General features: G+C 41.8%; 15 protein-coding genes and 2 tRNA genes. 11 read left to right on the top strand and 6 right to left on the bottom strand.

The window, feature by feature from the left end; translation table 11 throughout:
- Positions 1 to 194: 194 nt before the first annotated feature.
- Together rpoH and F557_RS0101540 are read left to right on the top strand one after the other, a co-directional pair.
- Positions 195 to 1073, top strand: a complete 879-nt coding sequence (rpoH, locus tag F557_RS0101545) for an RNA polymerase sigma factor RpoH (RefSeq protein WP_026297681.1) — start codon at positions 195 to 197, stop codon at positions 1071 to 1073.
- A gap of 99 nt (positions 1074 to 1172) precedes the next feature.
- Entirely contained in the window at positions 1173 to 1478 is a 306-nt protein-coding gene (locus tag F557_RS0101540) for a DUF406 family protein (protein ID WP_019000507.1), read from the top strand.
- Positions 1479 to 1566: 88 nt separating this feature from the next.
- Here F557_RS0101540 and asnA read toward each other — a convergent pair whose 3' ends face one another.
- A complete protein-coding gene (gene asnA / locus F557_RS0101535) occupies positions 1567 to 2604 on the bottom strand; it encodes an aspartate--ammonia ligase (protein ID WP_019000506.1) in 1038 nt (345 codons plus the stop codon).
- 427 nt (positions 2605 to 3031) lie between these two features.
- Between asnA and F557_RS0101525 the strand changes: the two genes are divergently transcribed.
- From F557_RS0101525 to F557_RS0101505, 5 genes are all read left to right on the top strand, one after another.
- On the top strand, positions 3032 to 4486 hold the full coding sequence (locus F557_RS0101525; RefSeq protein WP_084761348.1) for an MltF family protein: 1455 nt from the start codon (positions 3032 to 3034) through the stop codon (positions 4484 to 4486).
- 66 nt (positions 4487 to 4552) lie between these two features.
- Complete coding sequence (gene potA / locus F557_RS0101520; protein ID WP_019000503.1) at positions 4553 to 5818, top strand: polyamine ABC transporter ATP-binding protein; 1266 nt, start codon at positions 4553 to 4555, stop codon at positions 5816 to 5818.
- 8 nt (positions 5819 to 5826) lie between these two features.
- A complete protein-coding gene (locus tag F557_RS0101515; protein ID WP_019000502.1) occupies positions 5827 to 6792 on the top strand; it encodes an ABC transporter permease subunit in 966 nt (321 codons plus the stop codon).
- A 1-nt stretch (position 6793) separates the two neighbouring features.
- Positions 6794 to 7645, top strand: coding sequence for an ABC transporter permease subunit (locus F557_RS0101510; protein WP_019000501.1), 852 nt, complete (start codon positions 6794 to 6796; stop codon positions 7643 to 7645).
- Between the two features lie 185 nt (positions 7646 to 7830).
- On the top strand, positions 7831 to 10800 hold the full coding sequence (locus F557_RS0101505) for a tetratricopeptide repeat protein (RefSeq protein ID WP_019000500.1): 2970 nt from the start codon (positions 7831 to 7833) through the stop codon (positions 10798 to 10800).
- Position 10801: 1 nt separating this feature from the next.
- Here F557_RS0101505 and F557_RS0101500 read toward each other — a convergent pair whose 3' ends face one another.
- Genes F557_RS0101500 through def form a run of 5 tightly spaced genes read right to left on the bottom strand, consistent with a single transcriptional unit; the run spans position 10802 to position 16467 of the window.
- Positions 10802 to 12253 (bottom strand): TrkH family potassium uptake protein, encoded by a 1452-nt coding sequence (locus tag F557_RS0101500; RefSeq protein WP_019000499.1) that lies wholly within the window; start codon positions 12251 to 12253, stop codon positions 10802 to 10804.
- A complete protein-coding gene (gene trkA, locus F557_RS0101495) occupies positions 12250 to 13656 on the bottom strand; it encodes a Trk system potassium transporter TrkA (protein WP_019000498.1) in 1407 nt (468 codons plus the stop codon). The genes F557_RS0101500 and trkA overlap by 4 nt, the downstream gene beginning before the upstream one ends.
- Before the next feature lie 3 nt (positions 13657 to 13659).
- Positions 13660 to 14979 (bottom strand): 16S rRNA (cytosine(967)-C(5))-methyltransferase RsmB, encoded by a 1320-nt coding sequence (rsmB, locus tag F557_RS0101490; protein WP_019000497.1) that lies wholly within the window; start codon positions 14977 to 14979, stop codon positions 13660 to 13662.
- Complete coding sequence (fmt, locus tag F557_RS0101485) at positions 14972 to 15928, bottom strand: methionyl-tRNA formyltransferase (RefSeq protein ID WP_019000496.1); 957 nt, start codon at positions 15926 to 15928, stop codon at positions 14972 to 14974. The genes rsmB and fmt overlap by 8 nt, the downstream gene beginning before the upstream one ends.
- A complete protein-coding gene (gene def, locus F557_RS0101480; protein ID WP_019000495.1) occupies positions 15925 to 16467 on the bottom strand; it encodes a peptide deformylase in 543 nt (180 codons plus the stop codon). Before def ends, fmt begins: the two co-directional genes overlap by 4 nt.
- A 371-nt stretch (positions 16468 to 16838) precedes the next feature.
- Here def and F557_RS0101475 point away from each other — a divergent pair, with 371 nt between their 5' ends.
- The 4 genes from F557_RS0101475 to F557_RS21655 all read left to right on the top strand — a co-directional run.
- The gene (locus F557_RS0101475) at positions 16839 to 17882 is read left to right on the top strand and encodes a LysM peptidoglycan-binding domain-containing protein (RefSeq protein ID WP_019000494.1); all 1044 of its coding nucleotides are present in this window, start codon (positions 16839 to 16841) and stop codon (positions 17880 to 17882) included.
- Positions 17883 to 18206: 324 nt separating this feature from the next.
- A tRNA-Tyr gene (locus F557_RS0101470) sits at positions 18207 to 18291 on the top strand.
- Between the two features lie 5 nt (positions 18292 to 18296).
- Positions 18297 to 18371, top strand: a tRNA-Gly gene (locus F557_RS0101465).
- A 72-nt stretch (positions 18372 to 18443) separates the two neighbouring features.
- Positions 18444 to 18556 (top strand): GTP-binding protein (locus F557_RS21655; RefSeq protein ID WP_211209527.1); only part of this gene is annotated, 113 nt, incomplete at its 3' end.

Genomic DNA, 18556 nt, shown 5'->3' with positions numbered 1-18556 from the left:
TTAGAATTTTGTTTTGAAGGTGGTCAAGTTTTTTCATGATATGTTGTTCATGATAACGTTTTCAACAAATTCTTTAAAAAAAACTTCAAGAAGAAGAACTTTTTTGCGTAAAAAGCTTTATTATATGTACTGGGTTGACGGAATGTATATTGGTGACGATAAACAGAGTCACTGCTGAAAGTGAAGTAAAGATTATGGCATTGAATACTACTAACATGATGATGGTTCCCAGTGATAATCTTGATGGATATATCCGGGCAATAAACAGTATTCCGCTCCTTACTGAAAAGGAGGAGTATGAGCTGGAGTCTAAGCTGAGGAATGATAACAATCTTGAGGCTGCACGTAAGCTGGTTCTTTCTCATCTGCGTTTTGTTGTTAGCATTGCAAGAGGGTACATGGGATACGGGTTGCCTTTGGCAGATCTTATCCAGGAAGGTACTGTAGGACTCATGAAGGCTGTAAAGCGGTTCGATCTATCTCAGGGAGTTCGTCTGGCGGCTTTTGCTGTACATTGGATAAAGGCAGAAATTAACGACTATGTGATAAAAAATTGGAGACTTGTCAAGGTTGCTACGACTAAAGCACAAAGAAAGCTTTTTTTCAAACTGAGACAAGCAAAAAAGAATATTGCTTGGTTTAACGATAAGGAAGCAGAGAAGGTTGCCGACAACCTTGGGGTTTCTCCTAGGGATGTTACCGAAATGGAGACACGTCTCACAGCACAGGATGTTGCCTATGATGGTTTGTTGGAAGATGACGATGATAGTAACTCGCCTCAAGTTCCGGCAAATTTCCTTGTAGATAAGGGATCTGACATTGCCGGCAATCTGGAGAGAACCGACAGTGAGAAGCACATGGCTTATTCGTTGAATAAGGTTCTTGGGGCTTTGGATGAAAGATCCTACCGTATAATAAAAGCTCGGTGGCTTGACGATAATAAAGCTACACTTCAGGATTTGGCTGAAGAATTTGGTGTTTCCATTGAGAGAGTTCGTCAGTTGGAGAAAGCCGCACTGACAAAGATAAAGAAGCTGATGGTATCAGAGCATAATGATGTGTTAGTTGCGTGATTTGCTCAAAATGTTAATAGAGGCCTCCTTTTGGAGGCTTTTTTAATGGTACGATCTTATTGTTTATCTTTGTGCACAAAAAATGGAGAGTTTGTTGGTATGGATGATGATAATAAAACTGACTGTGTAATCAATGATTGTTGTGACGCCTGTGGTTGCAGCGCCGAAATTGGTACTATCATAACGGAAGGTGATGATGTATATGAATATGAACTGCAGGGTGAACCGGCGAAGGTGAAGGAGGATTCTGAAAGATTTGATGCTGTCGCCCGTAATGTTTCAAAGGAAGTTCAAATACAGCATACCGATACCATTAATGGGGAGATGCTGTTACGTAAGGTGACATTAAAATTTTCTTGTACAGCTGAGAAAATGATATTTCAGATGAGAACAGGTCTTGTTTAGTAGATTGCAAAAAAGGGAGGGATTATATATCTAAGAATCTCTCCCAGGATGTTTTTGATGGCATCGTAGTGTGATGTGAATCGGAGGTCTAAATTAAGGGCATTCCCCACGATTCGCATTCTTTCCTCATATCATCAGGCCAGATGCTTGCCTGAATTTCTCCGATATGCCCCTTGTGCAGCAGAACCATGCACAGGCGGCTTTGTCCGATACCTCCGCCAATACTCAGAGGAAGTTCATTGTTAAGAAGCTTTTTGTGGAAGAAGAGCTCTTTGCGGTCTTCTTGGTGTTCTATTTCCAGCTGTTTAAGTAGCGCTTTCGGATCTACCCTGATTCCCATGGACGATAGTTCAAATGATCTGTTTAGAACAGGATACCAAATTAAAATATCACCATTTAATCCCGGTTTGCCTGGTTCAGATTCTGTACTCCAGTCGTCATAATCCGGCGCTCTTCCATCGTGCTTTTCTCCATTTGACAGCCTTGCCCCGATTCCCATCAGGAATACAGCACCATATTTTTTACAAATGGCATCCTCCCGTTCCTTTGGGGTTTTATCAGGATACATTTTAAGGAGATCTTCGCTGTGGATAAATGTGATTTCTGACGGTAAGAACGGTTTTATTTGTGGATAAGCTTCGCAAGTAAGATATTCTGTTCTTAAAATGGCTGAATAGATACGCTTTACGGTATTTTGAAGAAAATCAGCAGTACGCTGTTCTGGAGTAATTACAGCTTCCCAGTCCCATTGGTCAACATACAGAGAATGAAGATTATCGAGTTCCTCATCTGCCCTAATGGCGTTCATGTCTGTATATAAGCCATGATTAGGTTCGATATTATATTCTGCAAGTGATAATCTTTTCCACTTTGCAAGAGAATGTACAACTTCTGCTTTTGCCTCCCCCATATCTTTTATAGGAAAACTGACGGCTCGTTCTACGCCGTTGAGATCGTCGTTTATCCCCAACCCTTTTAACACAAAAAGAGGGGCTGTTACCCGGCGAAGCTTAAGTTCTGTAGACAGGTTTATTTGGAAGAAGTCTTTTATTAATTTGATGCCTTGTTCTGTCTGTTTAGGAGTCAGTAAAGGTTCGTAATGTTCCGGTTTTATCAATTTGCTCATATCGCAAGTTCTCCTTAACGTAATACGTCTCCCATTATAGCAATTTCCATGCCCGGTAAAAATTTGTTTATTTTGCACTAAAAAAAGGCATCTGTCTCAAACATAATCATAAACGCATGTTTTTGGTGCAATATAAACTGGGTATATGGCTATTTATAGCTGATTATCCGAGGTGGTAAGTTGTTTCCTGATGGTCGTATCACAGTTATCGTTGTTTTTCAGGTTTTAAATTGGAGATGTGTTCAAATTTTGAAATATTGCATGTGGTAATCTTGCAGCTATCGCTACGAGAATAATATTCACAATTTAGGTCGTGGATAAATCGTTGTATTTTGAACATACTTAGCTCATTATCGACGATTACATTTGGTATCAAAGTGTTTCGTCAGCGCGTTTTGCAATTTCAGATACCGGAAGGAGGGCAGATATGAGGGTAATTAACTTAGTTTTTGTTATGATCCTGTTATTATTGGTGCCGTTTGTCTGTGTCCCGGAAGCGCGATCTGAAAATGTCAGTACGGGGCAGAGTGTCGCTATCATGCCTCTTCATGGGGATCTTCCTGTACTTTTGAAGGATCGCACTATTAGAGTACTTGTTTCATACGATAACATAAGTTTTTTTATGAATAAGGGCTATCAGGATGGTTTGTATGTTGCCTTGATGAAACAGTTTAAAAGATTTGTTGAAGAAAGACATCCTGAATATCGGGGGCTGAAGGTATATTTTATTCCGGTAAGGCCAGATCAGATGGTAAAAATGATAGCTGATGGTTATGGTGACATTGCAACCGGTATTTCACCGACACGCGATTTTAAAAGATATGTTGATTTCACTATTCCTGAAAAGCTTGGCATTAGGGAAGTTCTTGCTATCAGGAAGGGAGATCGGGAGATAACAGCGCTCAGAGATTTTGCAAACCTGAATATTACAATACGCAAAAGTTCTTCGTACTATGAAAGCATAAAAACAGCTAATGTGTATTTAAGGACGATGAATCTTCCAGAAATCCGTGTATCATTTGCAGATGAATATCTTACTGATGCTGATTTAGTTGACATGGTTAACACCGGGGAAATTCAGGCTACAATTGTTAGTGATTATAAACTCCCGTTGTGGAAAGAATTGTTCTCTAGAGTGGTATTCTGTGATGGAGTTCCTCTCAAGGAGGATGGAACTATGGTCTGGGCTATCAGACATGATTCCACGGAGCTGTATCGGGAATTGAATCTTTTTTTGCGTTCTTACCGCGACGGTACCGACAAAGGGAAAGCGATCTACGACCGTTACATGAGAACAAAACCGGCATATCAGTCTCTTTATTCTCGAAAGAAAGGGGATTGGCTGGGTATCAAATCTAGTGATTTTATGAAGTATTCCCGTGTTTTTAAGAAATATGGTGATAAGTTTGATATTAACTGGATTCTCATCATGGCACAGGCTTATCAGGAGTCAACATTAAATCAGGCAGCTCGTTCTCCTCGTGGAGCAGTAGGCATAATGCAGGTTCTCCCCAGTACTGCCCAGGAATGGTATGTCAATGTGAACAGTGTTCATGAAGTTGATAACAACGTTCATGCGGGTACCAAATATTTGAGGTACATTATTGATAATTACTTTAATGCCACTGATATACCGGTCAGAGAACGAATTTTATTCGCAATGGCATCCTATAATTGCGGACCAGGAAGAATTCTGAGATACCGGAATGAAGCAGAAAAGCAAGGCCTTAATCCCAATGAATGGTTTAACAATGTTGAAATAATTGCTATGGCTCATGGTACGAATGAAACTGTTAAATATGTTCGCAACATATTTTCCCTCTACGTTGCATACAGCAATACATACAAGCTGGAATCGGAAAGAAGCAACAGGAAGAGCTAATTTTTTTCTGTGTGCCATCCGGATCTGGTAGCTTTTGAATTTTAAATTTGACTGGAGAATGTCCAAGTGTCTGAAAATATCATCAAGCCAAGTGATAAGCAAATTGACAAAGCTGGTCCCGTTACCTGCGATAATCTTACAACGGATCAGGTATCCAAACAGCCTGTTAAAAAAGTCAGACGGCCACTACTGGAAATCAGAAATCTAGTGAAGAGGTATGGTGAGGTTGCAGCAGTCAACAATGTAGATCTGACAATTTACGAGGGAGAAATATTTGCTCTCTTGGGTTCATCCGGTTGCGGCAAATCCACTTTGCTGAGAATGTTAGCAGGTTTTGAACAGCCAACCAGCGGTTCAATTATTCTTGATGGCAAGGACATGTCAGTATTACCGCCTTATAAGAGACCAGTAAATATGATGTTTCAGTCCTATGCTCTGTTTCCGCAAATGACGGTGGCACAGAACATTGCATTTGGTTTAAAGCAGGATCGTATTTATAAAAATGGTGTGAAAAAAAATTTATTTGATTTTGGAAAAAGACTCCCTCGGGAAGAAATTGAAGCTCGGGTGGAAAAGATGTTGAAGCTCGTTCATATGGAGGAATATCGGGAACGCAAGCCTCATCAGCTTTCTGGAGGACAGAAGCAGCGGGTGGCTCTTGCTAGATCTTTGGCCAAGCAGCCGCGGTTGCTTCTTCTCGATGAACCAATGGGAGCTCTTGATAAAAAGCTGAGAGAGCAGATGCGTCTTGAACTAGTTAATATTATTGAAAGTGTGGGCGTTACTTGTGTTATGGTTACTCACGATCAGGAGGAGGCTATGACCATGGCCGAAAGAATAGCCATAATGAACAGAGGTGAACTTATTCAGGTTGATGAGCCGAGAAAGGTTTATGAGAATCCTAATTGTTGTTTTGCTGCGGAGTTTATCGGTTCAGTCAACATGTTCGAGAGTCGTCTTATAACTTCAGACAGAAGCGGTTCGGTGATCAGGAGTAAGGATCTTGAACAGGATATTCATTTGGACATCGATGTCGATCTCGCTGACGGTATGGATGTAACTGTGGCAATAAGACCTGAAAAGATTTACATTGAAAGATCCTTTCCGCTGGATGATAAAGGTCAGAAGATGGTGAATAACTATACAAGCGGTATTGTGGAGAATATTGCCTATATGGGAGATGTTTCAATTTATTATGTCCGTATTCCCAGCGGTAAAATTGTAATCACTACGTTGCCCAATGCAGACAGGTTTAACATTGGTCTTCCGACATGGGATGATCAGGTTTATCTCAGTTGGGATTCTGAATCCTGTGTAACGCTGACTTTTTAGGAGTTATCATGCCTAACATGCATCTTAGAAAGGCCATCAGCAAAAGAAAAAGTCTGTTTAAAAAATTTCGGGGAAATCCTCAGCCGATAAAGGGATGGCGAAAATATGCCGTGGTGTCTGTTCCATATCTTTGGATGACAGTTTTTTTCTGTATTCCTTTTTTGATAATTTTAAAGATCAGCTTTTCTGAAGCGGCTATCAGCATACCGCCATACGCTCCTTTATTTTCCTATGATGATGACAAGCTGACAATAACCTTAAATTTGTACAATTATATCTCCCTGTGGGAAGATAATTCTTATGTTCTTGCATATCTGAAGTCATTGAAGGTGGCGTTTTTTTCAACAGTTTACTGTATTCTGCTGGGTTTTCCAATAGCATGGGCTATAGCTACCTCGAAGCCGGCAGCTAGAAATGCGCTTCTGATGTTTGTTATTCTGCCGAGCTGGACATCATTTCTCATAAGGGTTTATGCATGGATTGGAATACTGAAGAAGGAAGGTTTGATTAATAATTTTTTAATGTATATAGGAGTTATTGATGAACCAATTCAGATGCTTCAAACCGATTTTGCCGTCTACGTCGGTATAGTTTACGCCTATCTTCCTTTTATGATTCTGCCTCTTTATACGGCCTTTACGAAGGTAGATTACACCTTGATTGAGGCAGGTTCCGACTTGGGGTGCCGACCTGTAAAAAGCTTTTTCAAACTTTTGCTTCCGCAGACATATAGTGGAATTATTGCCGGATCGATGTTGGTTTTTATCCCTGCTGTTGGTGAGTACGTTATTCCGGAATTACTTGGCGGGAAGGATTCAAATTTAATCGGGCGTGTTTTGTGGCAGGAATTTTTCAATAACCGTGACTGGCCGTTGGCTGCCGCCGTTGCCACGGTGATGCTTATTCTTCTGATGATCCCGATAATGTGGTTTTACAAGATACAACGGCGTGAAATTGTCGGTGGGGTGAAGTAGTATGAGTGAAGAAATGGCCAGGAAAGGCTCCTGGAGCAACAGATTCAGATTTGCGGTTTTGTTTATGGGATTTTCGTTTTTGTATGCTCCGATCATCAGCCTTATTATTTATTCATTCAATGCCTCAAAAATGATGACGGTATGGGGAGGTTTTTCTGTTAAGTGGTATTTTGAGTTGTTTAATGATCAGCAGATGATTGATGCGGTAACTGTGTCTCTTACAGTCGCTTTTTTCAGTGCTTGTACTGCAGTGATTATTGGGACTCTTGCCGCTATAGGGCTGGCACGAATTACCAAATTCCGGGGTGATTCTCTTTTTGCTCTTTTTATTACGGCCCCAATGGTTCTTCCTGATGTGATTATCGGTCTTTCACTGCTGTTGCTGTTTGTGACGATGGCTGATCTTTTCGGCTGGCCTGAGAAGGGGATGCTGACTATATGGATGTCGATGGTAACACTTACGTCAGCCTATGTTACCGTTGTGGTTCGTTCCAGACTAAAGGAACTGGATTATTCCATAGAAGAGGCGGCACAGGATTTGGGGGCAGGGCCTGTAAAGACATTTATGTTTATAACACTGCCATCAATTTTTCCGGCAATTATTTCAGGATGGCTTTTGGCTTTTACTCTCTCAATGGATGATCTGGTTATCACGTCTTTTGTTTCCGGTCCGAGTTCTTCAACTCTTCCGATGGTAGTGTTTTCCAGTGTAAGACGTGGTCTGAATCCAGAAATTAACGCCCTTGCTACCATTATTGTATTTATTGTTTCTGTATGTACTTTTATTTATTGGATGTACAGAAACATCAGGGAAAAGAAAAGACTTGCTGAAGCTGGAATGTCACTTAGATAGTTAGTTTGCTATTTAAGGAAGGCATTGGTTCAGAAAAAGGGAGAATGATCTCCCTTTTCTGTTTTTGGGGATCACATATTTGTAAAAATGTATAGAAGTTTTGCTTTTACTGGAGATTTTTCTACTATTATTGAGGATGGTACGGGAATTATGGCACGTGAGCTGCTGATAGGGGGCTGATTTTAATGGACGTTAATGACAGTTTTCTGGAAACAGCTCTTAGTCATGCAAAAGTCGCTTACAGGGCCGGACATTATGATGATGCTTTTTTTCTGTTACAACCGTTCGAATACAGTGATGATCCGGAAGCACTGTTTTATTTGGGAAATCTTGTTGCAGACAACCAGAACGGTGTAAGCATTGATTCTTCAGCCAAGACTTTGTTAATAAAAAGTGCAGATCTTGGGTATCTTCCTGCAGAATATAAGCTAAGACACCTTACTACAAAAAACATTCATTTTTGGTGGACGATACCGAACCGAGATTTGTCGGAGATTCCGGATCCTGATATTTTGGAATCCAAAGCTAAAAAAGGGGCATCGAATGATATTTTTTTGCTGGGTAGCTATCTGATTCGCTGTTCCGAAAGAGAGCAGCGAATCAGAGGGGTTCGTCTTTTGGAAACAATTGCTACAGAAATACCAGAAGCGGCATTGATTCTTGGCAATGTTTACATTGAAGGAAAGGTTGTTTCAAAGGATGAAGCTAGGGCACTGGAGTGGTACCGTAGAGCAGGGGCTGCTGGTTTGTCAGATGGGGTTCTGGGGGAAGCTCGGGTGCTTTTTGATGCCAATGGGAGCTGTTATGCGCCTGATAAAGCAGAAGATCTTCTTCTTAACATTTCTAATGATAATACGGGGGCAGCCTGTCTTCTTGGTAAGTATTATTTGGAAAACGAAAAGAATCCTCGGATTTTTCAAAAAGGGGTATCTCTCCTGAGGAGGGCGTGGGATTCTGGTAGTGATGAGGCTGGCTATTGCTTTGCAGAGTACTGCCTTGAGGATCCTAAAAATGATGAAGGGCGAAGAATCATGGAGGTTTTGGCTCAGAGAGGATTACCGGAGGCGGTTTTCCGTCTGGCTCAGATGTACAATGACGGCGGTAGTGTGCTTCCCATGCCTGATAAAGCGGCTTTTTATTTTAACAAGGCTGCAGAAATTGGTAATGCGGATGCTTCGTGGGAACTAGCCCGGTTATTTCTTAATCACCGAAAGAACCAGTGCCTTGATTCTGTTAAATCGTTTCTCAGTCAGGCGGCAGATGTTGGAAATCATGATGCCGAATATAATCTGGGTATTCTGCTGTATCGGGAGGTTAGGGATCTGCCTCTTTTAAATGATGATAGCTCCAAAGACCGTACTGAGCATAAAAAATGCTGGAGTATCGGTAATCAGAATGGCAAATTTCGCCATTCAGAATTTGGTCAGGCACTGGAATATATTAAACGAGCCGCCTTGGGAGGGCATGCTGAGGCAGCTCTTGAGCTTTCAGGTTTTTATGAGAAAGGGATAGGTACCAACAGGAATTTTCGTGAGGCAGAGAAGTGGTGTTTCCGGGCTGCTGAAATGGGAAATGCGCAGGCCCAGTATCGTCTTGCAGAGATGTATGAAACCTGTCATCAGCAAAGTGTTGAAGAGCAGACCGTTGTGAACTGGTATCAGAAAGCTTTGAGTAAAGGGTGCTGGAAAGCAGCGTATCGCATAGCTCTGCTATACAGGTATGGACATCAGATTTCCAGAAGCGACGAGACAGCAAACAAATATCTTCAGATTGCGGTTGAACATGATGTTGTCCCTGCTCGCTATGAAATGGGAATATCATTTCTAAATGGCTGGGGGGTGGAAAAATCCCTGACAAAAGCTAAGAGTTATATTTATCAGGCAGCAATGCTTGAGTATATTCCGGCAGTTGAAACTTATGGCAAAATCATGCTGGATAACAATTCTAATATTTCTTTTCCGGATGATGCCCTTTTAAAGGATTTGTTTGAGAAACTTAGTAAAAACGGAAGACCAGAGGGGGATTTTGGCCTTTTTTTGCTGTATCAAAGAGGAATAGGAGTTCCAAAAGATCCTAATAAGGCTTTGGAGATTCTGGAGAAGTGTGCAGAGAATAAGTATAGATATGCCCTCTATGAACTAGGTTTGATTTATTTTACTGGAAACGGCGTTCAGAAGAGTTATCAAAAAGCAATGAACCTATTTCTTGAGAGTGCAGAAAAGAATGTTGACAGAGCTCTGCATATGACGGGAATTTGCTATTTAAGAGGTTATGGAACTGCTGTCAATTATAAGGAAGCCTTTTCTTTTTTCCTTAGGGCTTCCGAGCAGGGTTTTCTTCCTTCGTACCGTCTTCTTGGAGAAATGTGTGAAAACGGCGTCGGGGTCATGAAAAATGATGATGAGGCCGTCAGGTATTACCGCCTTCTTGCCAATGCCGGAATTGATGATGCCTTTTTGTACATTGCAAATATTTATATGAAGGATAATGGAGATCAGGGAAGAGATTATGCTGCGGCACAAAACTGGCTCAGACAGGGAGCTTCCAGAGATCATGCCGGATGTTGCTATGAACTTGCTAAAATGTACCTTTCTGGCAGAGGTGTGGTATATGATCCCGGGGAAGGGATGCGCCTGATGCATAAGGCTGCAAATCTTAATCACAAAGATGCTCTGTATTATTTGGGGAAAGCTTATCGTGACGGAATGTTTCAGATACCTGTAAACCATCAGAAATCTCTGGTTTACCTGAAAGCTGCGTCAGAACAGAATCATTCTGAAGCAACAACCTTGCTAGGACTTATGTATCTTAACGGTCAGGGGTGTGAAAAAAATCCCATTGCTGCATATGATCTGCTATACATAGCTGCAGAGCATGGTAGTGCTGAAGCTCAATACCAGCTGGCATTGCTTTATCGCGACGGATGCGGAGTCACTCAAAGCTATATTGATGCCTACATGTGGATAATTCTAGCTTCGGTGTCAAAAAGGGCAAATATGTATGCGTCCCTTTTGCGTAAGGAAATGGTTGTTCTTTTAACAAAACCGCAACTTGATATTGCGCAAACTAAGGCTTTGAAAAAATTCCGCAATTTTATTACAAATGAAACACAGAATACCGTGAATAATGACGTAGCCCCCTGTTTGTATAACTGATTCACACTCTCCAAAAAGATGGCAGGAAACACAAAATTATTGTAAGAACCTCCAGTCTCCCCATTACCATATCAAAAATAAGAATGATTTTCTGAAAAGAGGTAAGCAGAGTAAAATCTCCCTGAGGTCCGAAATGTTCACCAACACCAACGCCTATGTTTGACAGACAATTAAAAGAGAGCGTTAGAGCATCAAGCATCTCGGTTCCTGTCAGACTGAGAATTAGCGAACTTAATATCAGGCAACAGGCATAGGCAAAGAAAAAAGCGGCGATGGAGCGCATTATCGTTTCATTGATATTCTGTCCGTTATATTGCTGCGGAAAAATGGCAGATGGATGCTGTAGCTGGTTTATCTGTTTTCGAAACAGATTCAGTAGAATTTGAAACCGGAATATTTTCAGCCCTCCGCTTGTAGATCCAGAGCAGCCACCAATTGGCAGTATTACAAAGAACAGTAACGTTATAAAAGGATTTATGTTGCTGAAGTCTCCCATTGAGTAACCAGTTGAAGACAGGACGTCCACTACGTTAAATACGGAGAATCTTAGCGCTTCCATGAACGGCATGTTCTCCTGAACTATCAAACTCGCCATTACCAATATTATGGAAATAATAATGATGCGGCAGAAACCTTTAACTTGGGAATCACGGAAAATCTGGCGAATATCATTTTTAATGGAAAGAATTAGGAGAGGAAATGGTAATGAGCAGATAAACATTACACCTACGGCAAACCACTGTATTTCAGCAGAAAAATAATCCATGGAGGCTGCGTGTGTGCTCATGCCTCCGGTGGCAACTGAGGTTAGTGCATGGTTGAAAGCATCAAAGGTGTTCATGCCCAGAATCCAGTAAGCCAAAAATGTTATGATGGTAATTGTAATGTAAAGAATTAGTATCCCCAGAGCAATAGTCTTGGATTTTGGGGACACCTTTTCGGATCCCTGCTCGGAGCTTTCGGTTTTGAAAAGCTTCATCCCTCCAAGGTTGTTAAGATTTGGCAGTACCGCTATAGCCATTGCGATGAAGCCAATTCCTCCGAAATATTGCAGTATGGAGCGCCAAAGCAGTATAGACGGGGGCAGATTGTCAATATCATGAAGCACTGTTATGCCGGTGGTGGATACTGCTGAGGTCGCTTCAAAACAGGCTGTTACGTAATCTATGCCCATGGTAAATTTGAACGGCAATGCTGCTGTTAGAATCATTGTGGTCCAAACTGAAGAAGTGAAGAAAAACATATCTTTCAATGTCATCCGCAATGATTTTGAACGGGTAATCCTCCGAATAGCCAGCCCTGTTACAATCATTACTGCGGCCACAAACAGAAATTCTGCCGATCCTTTGGTGACAGTAATGAAAGCGTACATCGTCGGAACAACCATGGCTATGGCAAGAAATATCAGTACACTGCCCAAAAGGTTTGCTATCCCTTGAAAATTAATAATCATTTTTGAAGTTCCGGATGCCTGTTAAAGAATGTTGCTTTTGGTGTAGTAAGCTTCAGGAGTTCTCTGATATTTTTCTTGTCCTGGATATAGAAGATTACATTGTCGTTGTTTCTTAGAACAAAATCCCCCTGTGCCATAAAAATTTCGTCGTCTCGGGAAATTGCGGCGACAATAATTCCTGGAGGGAAGGCTATTTCATTGATTTTTCGTCCGATAACAGCACTGTGCTTAATATCTCCAACAAGACGTATTTCAAGTCCCTCGGATTCTCCTCTTCTGAAGGTATGAACAGTACCGACACCATTGTGGCGGATATTGGTTAGAAGAGCGGAAATAGTTGCTTCTCTTGGAGAGATAATGATGTCAATAGTCTCCTTCTTGATAAGACTGATGTAGGCAAATTTTGAGATCAGAACGATTGACCGTCGGGCTCCGAGTTTTTTTGCCAGCATTGCGGACATAATATTGGTTTCGTCTTTCTCTGTAACAGATATTACGAGATCCATTTTGTCTATATGCTCTTCGGCTAGGAAATCGGAATTTGAAGGGGCACTGTTAAAAATGGCTACGCTTGACTTGGCAAACTGTTTTGACAGTTCTTGAGCTTTAATGGGATCCGTTTCGACAATTTTCACGCTGTAGCGTTTTGATAGTTCTTTTGCCAGTTCCTGACCAATGCTGTTTCCTCCGATGATCATTATTCTTCTGAAGGGGGATTCCAGCTTCTGGAACTTTGAGATTACTGCACGTACATATCCCTTTGCAGCAACGAAATATATTTCGTCTCCGGCTTCAACAACTGTATTTTCGCTGGTTGGAATTGCATGATCCTGTCTGTAAATTGCAATAACCTTGACCGGAATGTTATCAAGAAACTGATGAAGCTTTTTGACAGGGTGTCCGATCATGGGACCTCCGTAGTAAGCTGTTACTCCGACCATCCCTAGACGTCCTTTGGAAAACTCCGAAATTTCGTTTGCTCCGGGGTATTCCACAAGACTTACGATTTCATTAGTAATAAGCTGTTCAGGAGCAATAATGCTGTCAATTGGGATTGCGGCATCATTGAAAAGGGTTGCTTTTTCGGACAGGTATTCATTGTTCTGAATTCTGGCAATTTTCTGAGGGACATGAAACATTGAATAGCAGAACTGGCAGGCAAGCATATTCGTTTCATCTGAATTGGTTACTGCTACCACCAGTTCAGCGTTAGCAGCATCAGCTTCTCTAAGAGTTGCCGGGTATGAGGCAAATCCGTTTACAACCTTGATATCATAGCGGTTTTGTATGGCGGTAAGCTTTTCCATGTTGGTATCAACAAGGGTAATATCATTATTTTCATTAATTAGGTACTCCGCCAATCCTGTTCCAATAACTCCGGCTCCGAGAATAATGATATTCATGTTCTATTCCTTTTTTGGAAGCTTTTTTATTCTTGCATAAAAGAATCCGTCACCGCCATAATCGCCCGGCAGCCTTTGCAGTCCAGGATTGTCAGGGGATTCATTTTCAGATACTGGCCAGAGTTTCGCATCGGGGTATTCTTTTAGAAAATCTCTGATAATACCGGAGTTTTCATCAGGAATAATGGAACATGTAGTGTAGAGAAGGGTTCCTCCTGTTTTCAGAACCTTCCAGATATTCCTGATAATTTTCCTCTGAATGGCAATGATATTGTGAATTTCGGCTTCAGTTCGGATCCATCTTATGTCAGGATGCCTTCTGATTACCCCGGTGGCAGAGCACGGAGCATCTAGGAGAATAACGTCATATTCTGGAACTGGAGACCAGCTTTCGGGATTGGCGCATGCGTCTCCGAACACTATTTTGCATGAAAGTCTTAAACGCTCCAGATTGTCCTGAATTCTGGATAGTCTTTTCTTATCGTTATCCAATGCTACTAATAATTTCAGGTCAGGAAATTTTTCTAAAATAAGTGTGGATTTTCCGCCTGGTGCGGCGCAACAGTCCAAAACACAATCTCCGGCTTTAACAGGCAGGAGTGTTACAGCATATTGGGATGCAAAATCCTGAATGAAAACAGCTCCGGTTTTGAACAGAGGAATTTTATCCGCAGGTAGAGGGTTAATGATTTCAAAGGCTTCAGGAATGATATCTGAGTTTTTGAAATCAATTCCTTTTAGGGCTAGCAGAGTTTTGTAATCTTCTATTTTGCATTTAGTCGGGTTAAGTCTGATCCACATTGGAGGGTGCTTGTTGCTGTTTTCAAGAATAACAGCAGTTTTTTCGTGATAATGTGATTTTATCCGTGACACAAGCCATTCCGGGAATGAATAACGTGATTCATATGATGTGTTGAGTTTTTCTGTAATATCTTTCTGGCGTCTGATGAAATTGCGCATCACGGCATTCGTTAGATTTACATATTTTGGATATCCAGCTTTTCTCATGGTTTCAACAGTTTCATTGAGTGCAGCGTGAGGAGGGATTCTGGTATAGGCAAGCTGACAAATGCCAACAGACAGAATGTAATGGGCCAGGATATCCCGGTCTGGAAGTGGTTTTGATATGAGAATATTAAGGGCACCCAGAATCCAGCCATAATATCTCACAGTTGTATAAGTAAGTTCGCGGTATAGACTACGATTCTCTGGTTCGGTATGTTCTTCGGAATAGTTTATGACAGTGGTCATTTGCTCCTTGTTGGAAAGAATACGAAATACTGATTCGCTGGCAAGTCGGCGCGGATTTTTATAATTATTCATGCCTGTAGTCCACGGTTTGTCCTGGTGCAAAGAACTGTTGTCTAGAGTTGATGAGCTGAGAAAAAGCAACTCTGTTTTTTCCTGGAAGCTGCAGTTCTGTTATTCTCAGTATTCCAGAGCCTGTTTGAATATCCAACCCCTTTCGTGTAGCGGATAATATGGTTCCGGGAATGGCACTATCAGAATTGTTGGTGCGGATTACTTCCGCATTGAATAACTTGATTTTTGTACCGGATAGAGATATTGAAGCCACAGGCCATGGTTGATATGCTCGGATGTACCGTTCTAGTTGCTCGGCAGATTCATCAAAATTAAGTAGCCCCTCTTCTTTGGTGAGCTTTTTGGCATATGTAACAAGCGAACTGTTTTGAGGATGCGAGTTTTCATAGAACCTTTCTATGTCAGAAAGTACATGGATTAGTGTATCTGCCCCAAGCTTCTGCAGCTTCAGGTAAAGACTGGAAGACGTGTCAGATTTTTCGATGGGAATTTCTCGGGAAACAAGAATGTCGCCAGCATCTAGTTCTGTACTGACTTTCATAATGGTAATGCCGGTAGTTTGGTCGCCGCTCCAGATAGCCCTTTGAATAGGAGCTGCCCCTCGCCATCTGGGCAATAGGGAACCGTGGACATTTATTGTGCCTATGCGTGGTGTAGCGAGAAATTCGTCAGGGATCAACTGCCCATAGGCGACTACGATGACAAGATCCGGAGAAAGTTCCATGATTTTCTGAAGAGCTTCTGGATTGTTTCTCAGCTTTTCTGGCTGATATACTGGAATGCCGTGCTTTTCTGCTACCGTTTTGACGGGAGTTGGTTCGATTCCATGACCTCTTCCAGAAGGGCGATCCGGCTGAGAGAACACTGCGGCAATTTCAGCTCCCCAGTTTATGAGCGCTTTTAGATGGTAAGCAGCAAAATCCGGAGTCCCGGCAAAAACGATTCTCATTGATTTGTTTCCTGTGCTTCCTTCAAGGCTCTCTTCCGTTCCCTGGCAAGTTTGGCGGCCTTGGTTCTGTATAGGTTTCTTTTCATCGGGGAGAGGTAATCTATAAAGAGATGTCCGTCGAGATGATCGATTTCATGCTGGATGCATATGGCCAGAAGTCCGGATGCATCGAGGGTAAAAAAATCCCCTTTTAGGTTTTGAGCCTTTATAGAAACTTTTTCGGCCCGGTTAATGTGAGCTCGCAAACCGGGGACAGAGAGGCATCCTTCATTGATGCTGTCTGTACCTTCCTTGGAGAGAAATTCGGGATTGATGAGAACAATCTGATGTTCAGGTAGCTTATCTCCCTCAATGTCTATGACAACGACCCGTTTTCTGATGTTAATCTGGGGTGCGGCAAGTCCTATACCTTCATCATGATACATGGTCTCAAACATGTCGGAAACAAGTTCTGCTAGGCTTTCGTCAAACTGTGTGACTGGTGTGCTTACCTGGTGAAGTAGCTCGTCAGGAAAATATAATAAATCACGTATTGCCATAAAAGGTTCCTTATTAAAGTGCCTTCATTATAGCATGAGCTGTTCGGTGGCACTTAATGTGCGTTGATTATCAAATTTTTTTTTGGTATTCATGGTAAATATCTGTCCTCTGACTGGTGCGTAAACCTGTGATTTGTGATCGATAATTTAAAAAGGCAAGTACGCATAGGGCGTTTTTTGGCCAAAATAATTATTCTTTATTATACTCAGTGTGGGATAGTCATTTGTACCTGGGCCGAATCGGACTGTGTGAAGTATTGAGCGGTTTCATGCAAGTGCGCTATGGCTTATATTTATTACAAACTGACATAAGTTGCTGATGTTCAGTAACTTATGATGAAAAGATTGGATGGAATCAAGCAGGGATCCTTATGATTTTACAGAAGATAGGAATTTTTGTTGCCGCTATGCTCTTTGCGACAGTATCTGTGGCTGACACCTTGGACATGCAGGAAAATCACCCTACAAAATACGTGGTTCAGAAGGGTGATACTCTGTGGGATATTTCAGGAAAGTTTTTGAAAAAGCCCTGGTATTGGCCCAAGATTTGGAATGTTAACCCGCAGATCAATGACCCGCATTGGATTTACCCGGGTGATGTTCTTACTTTAGTATGGATCGATGGAAAACCGTATCTTCAGAAAGCAGTTTCAGCTCAGAAGACAAAACCTGTTCCGACTATTGACGCAAAAGCCATCAAAACATTCCTTAAACATGATCAGGTTCTGCCTTTCGACGACCTTGAAAGAGCGAAGATTCCTTATGTTCTTGGTGAGAATGACGCCAAGAAGCTTATCGCCGAGACTAGTGATATATACATCAGAGGTGCGCTTGCGAAAGGGGTTCAATATGCCGTTTATCACAAAGGTCCGCTCCTCAAAGATGAAACAGGCAGGAAACTGGGGTATCAGGCAATATTTAAAGGGGCTGTTGTTGCAGGAGATGGTAACGGTACTGTCACGAAGGCACTTCTCGTGAAGAATGTTGAGGAGATTATGCCTGGCGACTATGTGTTGCCTTTCAATAATGATGAAGGCTTCAATCTGTACTTTGTTCCTAAACCTGCACAGGTAGAAACCACCGTACTGGCCCTTGGAAACCAGGATTACAATTTTGCAGGTCGCAATGATACTGTTGTGCTTGGCAAGGGTAATAAGGATGGTGTGTCTGTAGGTGATGTTTTTGCTGTAAGTAAATCTGGGAAAGGTGTCGTTGGTCACGCTGCAGAAGAAACCGATTACTACGAGTTTTCCACACGTGGTAAGCGGTTTGGCGCGGATAAGAATTATAGATTGCCAGATGATGTTGTAGGGCAGGTAATGGTTTACAAGACCTATGATAATGTATCTCTTGCCATTGTGCTTACTGCAAAGAAGACTGTTGGAGTTGGTTACAAGGCAGGCAAGCCGGAATAACTTTCTCTCGTTGAAATGATTTAAAGACTTAAGGCCTGGGGGAAAATCCCGGGCCTTATTTATTTGAAGAATCCCAATACTCAAGATTGAAGCACAGAAAATAAAGAAAAGACGGTTGTAGAAAAGTCTGCAAATCTGGTAAAACAGCAATAAAACGGAAGTTCGTTGTAAAAGATTGGGAATGTTATTGACAGATGTTCATTAATTGAGCGTTTTTAAAAGGAAAAATCTTTTTTTTGAAAAGAAAGAAAAAAAACTTGCATAACTAAATCGTGTGATGTAGAATTACGCCGCTTGCATGATGATGTGAGCTACGCCGACATTGGAGGGGTTCCAGAGCGGTCAAATGGAACAGACTGTAAATCTGTCGCCTATGGCTTCGATGGTTCGAATCCATCCCCCTCCACCAACTGTGCGGGCATCGTATAATGGCTTTTACCCAAGCCTTCCAAGCTTGTGATACGGGTTCGATTCCCGTTGCCCGCTCCATTTTATTGATATTTTCAATCGTCTTGAACTGTGGCAGCTAGCCTGCAGTTATCATTTCCTAGAGGAACTAGTATGGCAAAGGAAAAGTACGTTCGTAATCTGCCTCACGTTAACGTAGGCACTATCGGTCACGTTGACCATGGTAAGACCACCCTTACCGCTGCTCTCACCACTCTCCTGAACAA

This window comes from Succinimonas amylolytica DSM 2873, from assembly GCF_000378405.1.
Lineage (GTDB): Bacteria > Pseudomonadota > Gammaproteobacteria > Enterobacterales > Succinivibrionaceae > Succinimonas > Succinimonas amylolytica.
This window is presented reverse-complemented; position numbering and strand designations above follow the sequence as displayed.